The 15,707-nt window shown below is 34.1% G+C and carries 4 protein-coding genes; all 4 read left to right on the forward strand.

From position 1 onward, the window contains the following. The first annotated feature begins 21 nt into the window (after positions 1-21). The 4 genes from GQ46_RS00040 to GQ46_RS00055 all read left to right on the forward strand — a co-directional run bounded on the left by GQ46_RS00040 (position 22) and on the right by GQ46_RS00055 (position 15,519). The gene (locus GQ46_RS00040) at positions 22-13,365 is read left to right on the forward strand and encodes an RHS repeat-associated core domain-containing protein (RefSeq protein ID WP_044397233.1); all 13,344 of its coding nucleotides are present in this window, start codon (positions 22-24) and stop codon (positions 13,363-13,365) included. A gap of 64 nt (positions 13,366-13,429) precedes the next feature. Further along, positions 13,430-13,822: a hypothetical protein gene (locus GQ46_RS00045; protein ID WP_156133059.1), complete on the forward strand. Its 393-nt coding sequence runs from the start codon at positions 13,430-13,432 to the stop codon at positions 13,820-13,822. Positions 13,823-13,824: 2 nt separating this feature from the next. Then, on the forward strand, positions 13,825-14,301 hold the full coding sequence (locus GQ46_RS00050; protein WP_044397237.1) for a hypothetical protein: 477 nt from the start codon (positions 13,825-13,827) through the stop codon (positions 14,299-14,301). Positions 14,302-14,469: 168 nt separating this feature from the next. Beyond that, positions 14,470-15,519 (forward strand): tyrosine-type recombinase/integrase, encoded by a 1,050-nt coding sequence (locus GQ46_RS00055; RefSeq protein ID WP_044397239.1) that lies wholly within the window; start codon positions 14,470-14,472, stop codon positions 15,517-15,519. Positions 15,520-15,707: the final 188 nt, after the last annotated feature.

Raw genomic sequence — 15,707 nt, forward strand, 5'->3', positions numbered from 1 at the left:
AACGGATCAAAATTTAGCCACATGAATTATTTAGTTTATCTAAAAAATAATATTTTACCCGCAGTAGTCTTTTGCATTACTTTTTTCAGCTTTGCTAACGAAAAGCAATTTTCAAATGGAGCCATTGCTGTAAATACAATGCCATCGACCTACCAATTTGTGGATCCAGAATTAGGTGCTGTTAATGTTACTTCTGTTAATCCTACCGCATATTTAACATTAAAAATTAATGACGATATACCATTTAATAGTAATTTCACCTATGTGCTAAACGCTACTGTTTACCCTATTTTACCAGATGGCACGATAGAAACAGCGGCAGCTGAGCAAAAAATATTTGAAATTGAGTATAATAAAGACGCAGGTAATTTTCAATACGTTGACGAAGTCTATTTTGAAATAAAAAATAGATATGGAATACAAATAGTGGTAAACTCATCGGTAGCCTTTAGTTCTAATGGGGCGGGTATGAACAGCATTCCAGATAATGTATCTATTGAATTAGGTCTCAAAGTAGACCGTTATTATCAATTACCTCCAGATACACTACCTTCGTTATCGTACCAAGAATTACCGTCAGCTTCAGAACCGTGTTCTTTAAATATTGATTGGTCAAATTCTAGTAGTGCCCTATTAAATGCTGCTGAAGAATATGAATTAGAGTGGACGTGGATAGATAGTTATGGATTTAATACGCCTGTACGTTTGGCTTCCGATATCGATTTTTCAAGTAGAGACTTCGAATTAAATAGTACGCGAATAGAAACTAAAGGTACATCATATGAGATTCCTTTAATTTATTCTAGAGGTTATATTATTTATCGATTAAGAGCAGTCACGCGTTTTGCAGAAGATATCACTAAACGCTATTTTGGCCCATGGACGTCTGGTAATAATGGCGAAATAAAAGTAGGTGATTGGTCTGATGTGTATCTGCTTTTAAATTCTCATGAACAAGATAAAAACTGGCAATTTCAAACCAGTTATGCCGAGGACGGTAAAAATAAATCGGTGGCTAGTTATTTTGATGGAACACTAAGAAACCGTCAAACCGTAACGAAAATTAATAGTGATGACAATGCGGTAGTTGGAGAAGTTATATACGATATGCAGGGAAGACCAGCTATTGAAGTACTTCCAGTTCCTACAGATAATAATAAAATAAAGTACTACCCAAATTTTAATATCAGTGAACAGGTAGTAGATCCCACAACCGGCAACCTTGCCATTTATTCACCTAAAGATTTTGATTGGGATACCCCTGTTTCAACAGAAGAGGATCCAACTTGTGAGGTAAACTTATTTGGTATGTCTGATATTTCGGGTTCAAGTAAGTATTATTCTTCTAATAATACGCCTAATTCAGCCAAGCCTTTTCAGGATTTAGTACCAGACGCACAGAATTTTCCGTTTAGTCAAATCGTTTATACGCCAGATAATACAGGTAGAATAAGAAGTAAAGGCGGTGTTGGAGTACAACACCAAATAGGTAGCAATCATGAGATGAAATATTACTATTCTCAACCAAATTCTGCTTTAGAATTAAACCGATTGTTTGGATACCAGGTGGGGAATTACAAGCATTACAAAAAGAATGTTGTAGTAGACCCTAACGGGCAAGTAAGTGTTAGTTATATAGATCCGCAAGGAAGAACGATTGCTACAGCTTTGGCTGGAGGAAATCCTAGTAAAACAGACCCAAATAATCCGGAACTTCAACAAGCCATATTATTGCCATTAGATGATGAAATTGATGCTGCATTAGAATTGCATGATAGAGTAGCATCAGATTTATTAAATAAATTGAATCAAGGAGATAAAGATACTAGCGAAGATAACAATAACAGATACGCTACAGGTAATTTTGGTGTTCTACAAGATGGTTTAAGAGTTGATAAGCAAATTGTTGTTATCGAGAATTTTTCTGACTACAGATTGGAATATGAATTAGAAAACACTGGTGATTTTACTTTTAATGAATCATGTGGAGACATTACTTTTCCATTCGTTTATGATATAGCCATAGCATTGAGTGACGATTGTAATTCTGAATTGATTTCAGAAAATAAAATGGAATCTTTTTCGAGAACGGAAGCTACAGGCAATCCAATTGATAGAGTGTGGAATACTGGAGAATATGGTATTTCTAAGCGCTTGACAGTGAATAAAGAAAACCTGAATGCCGCATGGAATAACTTTTTAAACAGTGCTCCTGATGGTTGTATTTTAACAGAGGAAGCGTTTATTCCTCAGTTTATAAGTATCGATTGTGATGAAGTAAATTGCGAATCTGTTGCAAATGGGAGGACCATTTTTATGACAGAAAAATTAAACGCCTTATTTGGTGCAAACGCCTATACAGAGTCTGGTGGTGTTTTTACGTCTAGCGATAGTAATGTGACCATTGCCATTGCAGAATTGCAGGAATCATTCCTCATTTTAGAAGACTTGTGTACAGAATCACAAACCTGTGATGTTAATTCAGCCATGCTATTATCAGACATGAGCCCCTATGGTCAATATGGTAGATTAGACTACACCTTAACTTATGATGCAGATGAAGCCATTGTAGAGCCCATCATTTTTGTCGATCAATTAAGTGTTTTTAATGATGCCAATCAATTATATTATCAAGGTAATATTAACGATCCAGCAAATACAGCCCATACATTTACATGGAGAAATCCTGTTACACCTTATCAAGAAGATGGATTTAACTCTGTAATTGAAGTGAATTGGGTAAATGACCAATGGTTACCAGCTATAGCAGTTGATGATTCTGGAGCACTTGTGCAAGAACCAAGTTTAGGGTCTACATTTAGTGGTGCCTATGGGGACTTAATAGATAGTAAATATTACATAAACCCTAAAGACCTAAGATATGTAACAGACTTTGTAACCAATTGGAAAACAGATTGGTCACAGGCCTTATTGCCATACCATCCAGAATATTGTTATTTAGCCTATAATGAATCTATTTGTGCCAATAATTACCAAAGCACGACCTCTTTTGAATTTGATACCCTTTTAAGTACAACTATAACTTATACTGAGGCACAAACGGCAGGTTTCATTCCTGCTTCCGCGTCCAGTAACACTAACATTGTTAATAGCGATCCGTTTTTTAACGTGAACTATATAGGTGAAGCGACCAATAATTACGCTGCACAACGTAAAGCACTCATGCGAGAAGCGATGGGAACTAATTACGATGGTACAGGTGTTTCTATGGCACAGTTAGCCTATACCATGGTAAAATGTGGGAATTTAGCAACGACCTGTGGACCCTATTCATTTGGAAGCTTAAATCCTGAACAAAGACAAACGTTTTGGAACCTATATAAAGGCTTTTACCAAGGCTTAAAAACAAGGTTGTATGATGTGTTTATATCAATCCATGCTGAGAAAAATGGCTGTTATAATCCTTGTCTTGGAGGTGAAGATAGAACGATTGCAGACTACATGTCTTTAATACAAACGTATACACAGCAAAGTACTATTGCTCAATATAATGACGCACCAGCTACACTTCAATTATGTACTTCTCCCTCTTCAGCTCTTTATGGAGATGTAGGAACAGATGGTACTGACTTATATGAAAAGCGTTTTATTCCTTCAGATTTTCTATTTAATGATTTAGGGGTAGACGTTTCAACAGATCCTCCAACGGTTGATGGCAGTGTGATTCCTAATTATTATCAAGAGACAGGTAAGTGTAAAATACAAGTGGATCTAGAGCTGTTTTTGAATGGGTTTCTAACTAAAAATAACTTAGCAAGTCCATACCTATATGAAGATGGATTCATGGTATTAGACTTATTCACAGCTTTAGGTGGGGAAGAAGCAGATGCTAATGGATTAACAATAAACAACGTCATCAATAGCAATGAATTAGTTATTAGTACCTCTTTAGAAAGTATTTGTGATAAACCGATAACCTTAAACTTGCCAGAAAATCAAAGTTGGAATGCTTCACATTCATGGAATAATATAGGTAGCTCTTGGGAGTTGTTGAGTCTGTCGCATTCTTTTCACGATGTAGCGGTAACGGTCGATGGTACCTATGCTTATCAATTATTGGGTAAAGTAAAATTATCTAACGGTACGATTAAAGAATACGTATTTAAGGGAACTACATGTGTTAACTTGTTAAATTGTATTCCGGAATGTCAAACAGAATTACCTTCAGATTGTGATACCCCAGCAGAGAAAGATTTTTCCAATTTTGTATTAAACGATTTTGCAGATTTTCTAATGTACTTAGATAATAATGGCGGCTTTTGGCATACCACCTATGAAAATCTAGAAGGAATCTATGATTTCAACATGCCAGAGTGTATTACTGCAAGCTTTACGCATAATAATCTTGGTCCTAATGGCACTGCTATTACTACACTGTCTTTTGTTTCAGAGAATGACCCGAATGAGTTTTATAACGTAACTATAACTTATTATCCATCGAGGTTAAGTAATAATACAAATACGTTATCAAATACCATTGAAATAATCCCTGATGAGGGTGATAACTTTTTATTAGTCTACAATGGTCAAATATTTAATGCGCTTATAGAACAGACTGATAATAACTTGTTAAGTTGTTGTATTGAAGAAGAGGGCTGTACAACTGTTTTAGAGGATGGTTTTGAGTCTGCTTATAATAGTTTACAAACTTATATAGATACTCATTCTGAAACGAATGCATTACCATGTTTAACAGGTAATTCAAATTTCACATGGATTTCTCAAACAGAATGGGTTAATACTAATAATCACGTAGATTTTTGGTTGCCAAAAACTAACTATCCGGCAAATTTCTTCAATGAGTGTACAGGAACTGGCTCTAGCTACGTTTTGCCAGATCATAAGGCGTCTCCTGATGGTGGCGTTTTCATTAGTATGGCATATAATCAAGGGTATTTACAGTTTTCAGACGGAATAAAATCTTCAAATTACAATTTAGAAACTGGGAAAACATATAAAATTTCGTTTTATATGGCCAATCTTGGTAGACAACACTCTGGTCCTTCACAAGGCAATCCTGTTGGAGAATTGGGAATTAAGTTACAATTGTCTAATGGACAGCAATTTTTATCTCCATTATTAGGATATTCTAACACAACATCAAACGATTGGCAACGTGTAGAGTTTGAATATACGCCAACAGAAAATATAGTTTCAGATTTTAGCTTCATAGCTTATTCAGATATTAATAATTCAATAAGTGAAAGAGGAGCCATTTGTATTGATGGTATTAAGATTAAAGAGTGTGAAAATGATACAGTACCATGTGTTCCTGAACACATCGCTTTTGCAAGTATCGTTCCTGGTATGGGAGCTAACAATATAACGAATGGTTTTGATAGAGAGAATATTGGTAACGCCATCGTAGATTTTGTAAATAATAATCTAGAGGACCTATATTTTACTGGATACGATGCCATTTCTGGTGGAGGCGTAAGACTAAGAGCAAATAATCAACTCATGAGTGATGCTCTACCTCAGTCAACAAATTCTTCAGGAGCGACACTTCCTGTTGATGCCGGTAGTGAAATACATGTTGGCGGATTATCAACAATTTTACAACTTCAAAATTCAACGTATGGTTATGCATTTGATGTTATAAACCAAGATATATTAAACAAAGATTATGATGGTGAAAGTTTAAAAACGGTTTTCTATTTAGTGAGCCAGTATAACGTAAGTCTTAATAAGATACTTTTTCAAGAGGCTATTCTTGACAAAAATATAAAACCGTTCTTTATTATTTTTGAACAGACTAACAACACAGCAGATGCCTTTACAAATACTAATTTGGCGACTCTTTTTGATAGACCTGTAATTGATTATCAAATGAATAATTCAATAGCAACTTCTGATTATATTAAATTTAATACAGATTTTGATTTTAAATCAGATTTAACCTCATTCTTAGATGGTGCTTATCAACAAATACAAGATTGTGATGATGAGGTACCTGGACCAGTTAAGTATATGTACCCAGAAGTGTCTCTAAGAAAGCAAGTATCTAATGCAGGCACAAATAATGTTATCTTATATGATGATGTTACCTTTAAAGTGCCTAGCGTTAAATTTGCTGTAGGTGAAGTGTTCGATTTTGACTTCTATATTAATTCAAGTGATTATTCAGAGTCAAGTGATTATAGCAGTGCAAAATTAACTATTAATGGAGTAGAGTATACAACTGCTAATGGATTAATTGTCACCACAAGTTTTGATAATGATGCTTTTGGATTTGTTATTTGTCCGCCTAGTGATATGCTATCTCAAAGTGGTTTTTATTCAGCAAATTACCAAATGGATTATATTAATTATGACTTTAATGCTGTAAATAAGGCCTTTGATTTTAATTTTAACTCCTTGCAGTCTTCTGATAATTCTATCACCATGACGACAACAAAAACAGATATTTGGTCAGGAGTAAACTTACCGTCTGGTTATATTAACATCACTGGTGAATCTCCATCCTCTAGTTGTAACTCTATAAATCCAAAATGGAATGATAGCATTCCTTATAATTTTGATGAAGGAGTCTTAATTAATTTTAGTACAAAATTAAAAATCACCGCAGATATTTACGATTTTGGTCCAGGTTATGATTATTTTGGTAACATTGCACATTTAAATCACAATGCGGTTCATACCAATGAGCTTGGTGTGTTGGAAGATGCTCAATATTCACTTTTAGTATATATGGCAGGTGTTGAAGGTTCAGCAACCTCGAATAAAGCAAGAGGTCTTACTTCTTTAACAAAAAACAATACGCCACCAGCATTTGCAGACAATTCTATTGTTGCTAAAAAAGTGGTTACCAGTAGTAATCACAAAGCGAGACAAAAATCAAAGCAAAGCGCCTTTGCTAAAAACAGCACTAATTCACAACGTTTCCTTGAAGAAGATTGTGAAGATTGTGTTGTGCAACAAGTAGCCCCTTTAAGTTGTAACGAAAAGTATGAGGCCTATATGCAATTCATGAATTTCCAACCAACTTACTTTGATGGAGCAGAAACCGACAATCAAGGCAATCAAATTCCTATAAATGTAGAAGTGCAAGTGTCTACTACCATTGCAAATTATGAGTTATTACCATTATTTAATGAAGATTATTTCTGTAATGCTAATTTTGCTTACATAACAGACGCTTACATTTACTATATTACAGAAAAAGGAGTAGACAGTGTTGACCACCCCTTATTTTTAAGCATTGGTGAATTTGGTAATACTACCGTAAATTATGGCTATGATAATTTAGATACTCTTGCCAATGAAATGCATCTTTTAATAGATGGCTATACTGGAAATATCGATGAAAATGGTATTGCCACTCAAACCTGGAGTGATTATATAGATTCACAAGTTATAAATCAAGACGGTAGTTTAAAGGTTTGTATACCAAATCCGTTTGGTTTCTATTTAGACGTTCCCTCGGTAGACCTTTGCGATGGTGTCGCTCAAGCGTTGATAGAAACATACATTCGTGATAGCTACATAACGTACTTAGACCAATTGAGAAATCAATTTGAGACGGCGTATATTAATGCAGCAATGGAAAATGCCGTAGAGCATTTTTCTATGGAATATCCAGATAAAGAATACCAATACACACTATATTATTACGATCAGGCGGGCAATTTAATACAAACCGTAGCGCCAGAGGGCGTTGATAGATTAGGGAATGGTTTAACAATAGAAGAGAAAGAAGTACTTTCCAATGCTATTGATATTACTAGAGATGCAAATCCAAATACGGCAGTTCCTGCGCAGTTACCAGTGCATAGAATGCCAACACAGTATAAATATAATTCTCTAAACCAGCTCGTTTGGCAAAAAACTCCAGACGGCGGGATTACAAAATTTGCTTATGATGATTTAGGTAGAATTATAGCTTCGCAAAACGCAAAGCAAGAACAGGCATATAGCCCGGTAATTAGTGGGCCAAGACCTATTGCGCGTTTAAGATTTAGTTATACTAATTATGATGCAATAGGACGAATAACAGAGGCTGGAGAAATAGATACTTTTGTTACAGAGCAATATACCATAGATAATAATGGTAAGTTGTTGAAAGCAGGCGTTGTACAACAGGATTTTTCTAATGCTAATTTTGTAGAACGTAGAGAGGTTACCTATACAACGTATGATAATCCTTTACTGTTAGGAACAGGAACTAGTGATGCCTCTTTATTATTTGAAACAGCCTATCAGGGATACAATTCTAGAAACAGAGTCACTTCAGTTTTATACTTTGATAAAGTGGTCACCAGTACGATTGATCTTAATAGTTTCAATAATGCATTATTCTATAATTATGATGTACATGGGAATGTAAAAGAATTGGTGGTTCAAAATAATGAGATGGCCATTCAAAACAGTGATCAGGAATATAAGCGATTACAATATGAATACGATTTAATTAGCGGAAACGTGAATCGTGTCGTCTATCAAAAAGGTAAGAAGGATCAGTTTATGCATCGTTATACTTACGATGCAGATAATAGAATTGTGAGTATTGAAACTTCTACTGATGCTGCTATTTGGGAGAATGATGCTACTTATGAATATTATGAGCATGGACCATTGGCAAGAATGAATTTGGGTAACAAGCAAGTTCAGGGATTAGACTATATCTATACCATTCAAGGTTGGCTAAAATCTGTTAATTCTGAAGCCGTACTTTCAGAAAACGATTACAGTCAAGATGGTGTATTAGGGAGTGCAAATGAAACGGTAGCAAGAGATGCCTATGGGTTTTCATTACAGTATTTTGATAATGATTATACGTCAAGAATTCCTGGAGCCGATGCCAATATTTTTACCAAGAGTAGCTTAGAGTCTAGCACAACCAACTTGTATAATGGTAACATTAAACAAATGGTCTCAAGCATGAGACATTTGAGTGTCGATGGAATCACGCCGAACAATTCTCGCACCTTTACACAAAATGCGCAATATTTTTACGATCAACTTAACCGAATTAAATCTATGAACGCTAGTAGTATGGCGGTTAATGATAAGAATATAATTGAATTTCAAAAAGACAATGCCTATTCTGCAACTTACAATTACGACAGAAACGGAAACTTAACAGGTTTAACAAGACATGCACTAAGAGAGGGGAGTACTGTTGCTATTGATAACTTTGAATACTTATATAACAAAGATGCTAATGGTAATATTGTAAACAACCAGTTAACGGCTGTTAGTGATCCATTGCGAGTACAAGTATCTTCAGATTTAGATGATCAATTACTCGTGCTACAAGAAGAGCTAGGTATTACCTTTAATCCTAATAATGAAGCTACACATAACTACGTTTATGATGCCATAGGTCAGCTAACTCAAGATAAAACAGAAGGTTTAATTATTGAATGGCGCGTAGATGGGAAAGTAAGAAAAGTGATTAAGAGAGCGGTCAATAAGCCTTATGATATTAAGCGTCAAGAAATTGTCTTCCAATACGATGGTTTAGGTAACCGAATTGGTAAAAACGTGATCGACTTTAATAAAAAAGGACGTATTAAAAAGCAAACACCTACTTTTTATAATCGTGATGCACAAGGCAATGTCATGGCCATTTACGAAAAGGAAATTAAAGGGGGTAAAAAGGCTAAAGAAAAAATGTTCTTAAAAGAACATCATATTTATGGTAGCTCAAGATTAGGTCTACAAGAAAGCAATGAATTGTTAGCCTCTAGTGATCAAAAAGAAATCATATTAAAAGAAACGAAAGCAACAAAATTTAGATTGCCATTTGAAGATGTAGATGGGGTGTCACAAAATGATCTTGTTGCTAGTGAGTTAGCATCAGAACTGGCTATTGCATTTAATAGCATATGGGATAAAAAGACAAACAAAAAGACGTCTAAAAAAGAGCAATTAAAAGAACTAGAACAGATCATTGCTAAAAAGATAAAGACTTCTTATCCAGAACAAGGGAGTGAGGAATTAATACTGGCTATCACTAATAAGATTTCTGCTTACCGAGATACGCTAACGAGTACAGAAGATCTAATAGCATCAATTTCATATAATGCTTTAAGTCAAAAACTGAGTAACGATATAGAGCCCATACTTAATAGCTTTATTGTGCCTCGATTAATAGATGAGAGTGCATTAGCTAAAATAAATACACAGGCTATGCAACGCTCTGATGTTTCAGGTTTTGCATTGGATTTCTCAGGGAATAATATTACGTATTGGAATGATGATAGAATTTTTAATTTATTAAGAGCGGGTAATTATAGTATTGAAACGTCTATAAATATTACGAATACCCTTCCAGATGGAGACTATCTAATCTCAATAATAAGAAGTAGACCAATGCGTAGAGGTCAAAACATCATGTATTTATACGTGAAAAAAGAAGGTGCATTATTTTATCCTTACATAAAACTAAAGCGATATGAAACTTCAAACATTATTGGACCAGACGGGATTCCTTTTGTTAATTACCAAGAAGTAATCTATAGCTCAAATCAAGGCTTTTCAACACCACAGTTGGATATTGATTTTCAAGCGAGTTTAGTAAACAGTACTAGCATAACAGCTAATACTGCAGTCTTATCGGTTAACGATGTTGTCTTTAGCTTGAGTAATGGGGGGTTAATAACAACGACATCTACCACGCCAAGTTTAGATAATATCTTAACATTAAACACGAATACCATTGGTGCAGATGCTCGTATTAATTACACCATGTGTTATTATAATTATTCGACTACAGACTTCACTGGTGTTGCCACTCAAAGATCATACTTATTTGATACTGGTTCAGGCACGGTGGCCACAGAAGAAGCAGGTGATATAAACTTTAACATGACTTTATCGAATACTGCGATGTGGATAGATGGGGCTTGTGGAGATCCTATAGTTTACCCAGACTCAGATAACGATGGGATAACAGATAACATTGATTTAGACGATGATAACGATGGTATTTTAGATACCGTAGAGAATGCAGGAGGTATTGACACAGATACCGATAATGATGGGGTTATAAACAGTCTGGATTTAGATAGTGATGATGATGGCATCGATGATATTTACGAATCGGGTGTATTAAATACAGGTAATGTAGTAGACGCTAACAATGATGGCGCTATAGATTTTACAAATGCATCTGTTTTTGGTGCTAATGGTTTACATAACGCATTAGAAACAACTACTGATTCTGGAATAGTAAATTATACGATAGTTAATACGTTCCCTTCAACCGCCGTAAATTTCTTAAACGATGACGATGATGGCGATTCTGTATTAACCAAAGATGAAGATTTTGATGTTGCCGGTATAGGCAATGCGATTAATGAAGATACAGATGAAGATGGTATAGCAAACTATTTAGATCCAGATGATGATAACGATACCGTAATCACGTATCAGGAAGCACAAGATTTAATTACCTACTATGGTGTTACCACAACCATAGGTGCGCGTGCCGATTTAGATGGAGATGGCATACTAAACTATTTAGATACAGACGATGATGAAGACGGGTTCTATACCTACGAAGAGGATACAGCCTCTGCTGGTAACCCACAAGGAACAGATACCGATGGCGATGGTATACCAGATTATATTGATGCTATAGATAACCTGTATGGGCAACCATTAGGGCAAATAGATTTTGCAGATTATGCAAACCTTATAGGAGATAAACGTTATGAGTTATCTAACCATTTGGGTAATGTATTAAGTGTAGTCACAGATAGAAAGTTGTTTAATAGAAGTGGAGCGTTAAGTACACCAGTGTATACGACAACGTTTACCAGTAGCCAAACACCTTGGGCCGCTAGTGAGAATACTCAAAGTGCGACAGTAGAAAACGGTCGATTAAAAGTAGTCACTGGCGCGCATTTAAATGGCGCGAACGGATATTACGATTTAGAAGCTAATAAAACATATAATGTTAGTGTTTATATTGATAAATCTGAATTCACACCACAGTTAGAATTTGGAATATGGAAAGGTAACAGCAAACTATACAGTGAATATGTTACGCAATCTGGAACAATAAGTACCACATTCACACCAACGCAAACCAATACATATAGACTAAACCTAAGACTACGAGAAAGTGGGTACTCTGGAGAAGCACTCCCTTTTTACGTAGATAATGTTACTATTATTGATGTGACGAACAGTAACGATATCGTTAATTTAAACCAATTTTCACCAGACGTTATTGCGTACAATGATTACTATCCTTTTGGGATGCTATTACCTAATAGACATAAAAGTAGCTCTAGCTATCGCTATGGCTTCCAGGGGCAGGAGAAAGATGATGAGCTTAAAGGGGAAGGGAATTCTATGAATTTCACTTTTAGGATGTATGACCCTAGAATTGGTAGATTTTTTACTGTTGACCCTTTAGCGAAACAATATCCTTTTTATTCACCTTATCAATTTAGTGGTAACAATGTTATATCTCACAAAGAGCTTGAAGGCGGAGAAGAATTAATTGCGATTACACCAAAGGAAGAAGGGGCTTCTTTTTTCTCTACAGTAAACGGTGAAGCGATTTCAGTAGGTGTAGTGACAAAAGGATTAGAAATCATTGGAGAAAAAGCAACTGCTTTTTCTTATTCTTTTGCATACAAAGAATTAGGTAAAGGAAAATTAAAAGGAACAAACGGTAAGATATATACTGTTAATGAGTTAATAGTTAGAGATGTAACGTTGATAGATGGAACTGTTGTTGAGGATATTACCATGGCAGCTAGAAATTTAGGAAATCAGCACTTCAATACTAAACAGATAAATCAAGTAGAAGCATTTAGAAGTAGGTCTCTTAAACATCTTGGTAGTGTTTTAGAGAAAGTTGGAGATGGTTGGGATGTAGTTTCATTAGTCAGTGAGACAGCTAACAATGATGGTCAAGTAGATGCAAATTCTCTATTAGGAACAGGTATAACAACATATATAGCCTCTTCTGGTGGTTTCTTACCAGCTTTAGCGGCAGGGTTAGTTATTGACTTACTAGGAAATGAAGCTCAAAAAATGATAGATGACATAAAAGAAGCTAGAAGAGATTATGTACTAAATGTATCTAGAAACAATCCTGTTTCATCTTTACAGAATGTTGTAGGAAATGGTGTTATTAAAGATAATTTTGAAGTTATAAGTTTACCAACGTCTTTATTAGGTGATTTTTTAACTGGACAAATTAAAACTAAAGAAGAGTTAGATAATGCTATTTGGAGTGATGAAAACGCAATGTTACAAAGAGATAGTGCTATTTTAATTGAATACTCTGATGATGGAGAAAGTATTCGTGTGCATAGAGCATACCTCAATACGGAAAACCGTGTTGAATCAAGTCCAAAAACTAAATCAGATAAAAAATAAATTTGTGTATTATTTTATAACAATATTAATAATTGGTGTAATTATATTTTTTCTCAATCAAAAATTGAAATCAGATAGTTCTTCTTTATTGCAAGGAAAAAAATTGGCAATAGAAAGAATAAAAAATAATGGAACAATTATTGAGTTAGATGCAGAGAATTGTGAAGTAATAAAAAATGATACTATATTAAAGCATAATTATTATGAGTCCTCTGAAACATATGGATTGAAATTTTTGAAGATAGCCAAGTATAATGTTAAAGATAAATATCAGATACAATCATTATTGGTTTGTAGATATATTAATTCAAAAGGTCTTGAACAAAAATTTGTGAAACAAATTCCTATGGATAGCACAATTTTAAGGATTAAAATAAATATGCAAAAAAAAGTAAAAATTCACATTAATGCTTTGAATAATAACTACTATATCGATTTAAATTTTTTAAATAATTAAATATGAAATATTTCCTTTTTTTTATTGTCTTTTCTTTTTTCACAAATGAAAATGAGTGCGAGATTGATTTTAATTCAGTTGGAATAAATGACTATGATTTAAACATTTCTTGTTCTGACTTAAAAAATATTATACCAGAATTAAAAAAAGATTCTAATAGTAAATTAGATGATGATATATCCATTTATTCTTATATTATAAATCAAAAGATACTCAATATAAACAGAAAAGTTGAATACTATTTTGCTTTTAAAGAAGATAAACTACAGGCTTATGTTTTTAATGTTTATTCCGGAAGAGATATAAAATATTATAAATTTTTTGTTAAAAAAGCTAGGGAAAATAACGCTTTTATATCCGAAAAAGGAACATCTTTTTTGGAAACAAAAAACAATTGCGAAAAATTTTTAAGAATAAAATCTAATCCTAATCAAATAATAATCTTTGGAGGCATTAGTAAAATAGGGAGTTATTGGTAATGCCCAGCTTGCGCTCGTCTGTGACGAGTGCCATGTCGAGTAAGAAAGAAATTAGACAAAAAGCTTTTACAGGAATGTAAAGGCTTTTCGTTTTAAAAAATCTCTCACCCTCAACAACAATTTACAATTATATAAAATAGTTACATTTACAGTCAGATAAAAGAACCCATGAAAAAGCCAGAACCTGTAATTCCCTTATTCAAAAAATTCATTCGTGAAACGGAAACAGGGAAGCGTCTTAAAAAAAATGGAGAGCGTATAAAGAAAGGCAGTATAGAGAATTACAAATACACACTTAACAATCTTACAAAATTCTCGATAGAGGCTGGTTTTGAATTGCGCATTTGTGACGCTTCTAAGCTTAACAAACGGGAGTTAACATCGGAGAAAAACTACTGGAAAAAGTTTTATAAAAAATTCACAGAATATCTTTATAAAAATGGCTGTTATGACAACTATGTTGGCGCAAACATCAAAACCATTCGCACCTTTTTCAATTATCTAAAACACGATAAAGATATTAATACAGGTGACTTCCAACGGTTGTTTTATGTCCGCAATGAACAGGTAGAAATTTTCGTGTTGTCTCCAGAACAGTTAAAATTTTTAATACACGACACTATTTTTGAGGAGTCTTTAACCCCAACTCTGAAACGCATCAAAGATATTTTTGTCTTTGGTTGTACTACAGGACTGCGGTATTCAGATATTTTCAATCTCACCAACAAAAACTTCGAGTTACAAGAAGGTGATTGGTATTTAAAAATAAAATCTCAAAAAACAAAAACGTATAGTTTTATTAAATTACCAGATTATGCTGTATCCATTTATAAAAAATATGAGCCTAAAAGCGCCAAAACAGCGGTATTTAAAAACATCACCTTGTTTAATTTTAATAAGAACTTAAAACTATTAGGCGAGAAAGCAGATTTTACTACTCCTGTTGCGATCTCTCGAGAAAAGCAAGGCAAAGCCTCGCAAGTTAATAAAAGTGCTGTAAAAATTACGCAAACACGTTTTTGTGATAAGATGAGTTCTCACATGATGCGGCGTACTGCTATTACTACTTTGTTAATTTTAGGAATGCCAGAGCATTTAGTTCGTAAAATTAGTGGGCATAGTCATGCCAGTAACTCCTTTAACCGTTATGTCCATTATGCACAAGTCTATGTGGATAAGGAGATTGAAAAGGTACATGAGAAATTGAATACTTATTAATTCTCTTAGTTTACAAGCTATTCTGCATTTTTCAGCTATTAATAATGAGAATAATCTTTTTTTCTTTGGTCAGTTCGGTTTTTGGGTAAATTTACAATGTGTTTAAAAATTAGACACGCTTCACAGAAGCGCGCCAATCTAAACATATGTCTTACGAGCGGGTTGAAAAGGTACATGAGAAGTTAAAC

Origin of the sequence: Lacinutrix sp. Hel_I_90 (assembly GCF_000934685.1) — a bacterium.
In the GTDB taxonomy this organism is placed as follows: Bacteria; Bacteroidota; Bacteroidia; order Flavobacteriales; family Flavobacteriaceae; genus Lacinutrix.

What these genes read in the sequence shown, in the direction of transcription:
- GQ46_RS00040 (WP_044397233.1), top strand. Translation starts at nt 22, where the DNA reads ATGAATTATTTAGTTTATCTAAAAAATAATATTTTACCCGCAGTAGTC.
- GQ46_RS00050 (WP_044397237.1), top strand. Translation starts at nt 13,825, where the DNA reads ATGAAATATTTCCTTTTTTTTATTGTCTTTTCTTTTTTCACAAATGAA.
- GQ46_RS00055 (WP_044397239.1), top strand. Translation starts at nt 14,470, where the DNA reads ATGAAAAAGCCAGAACCTGTAATTCCCTTATTCAAAAAATTCATTCGT.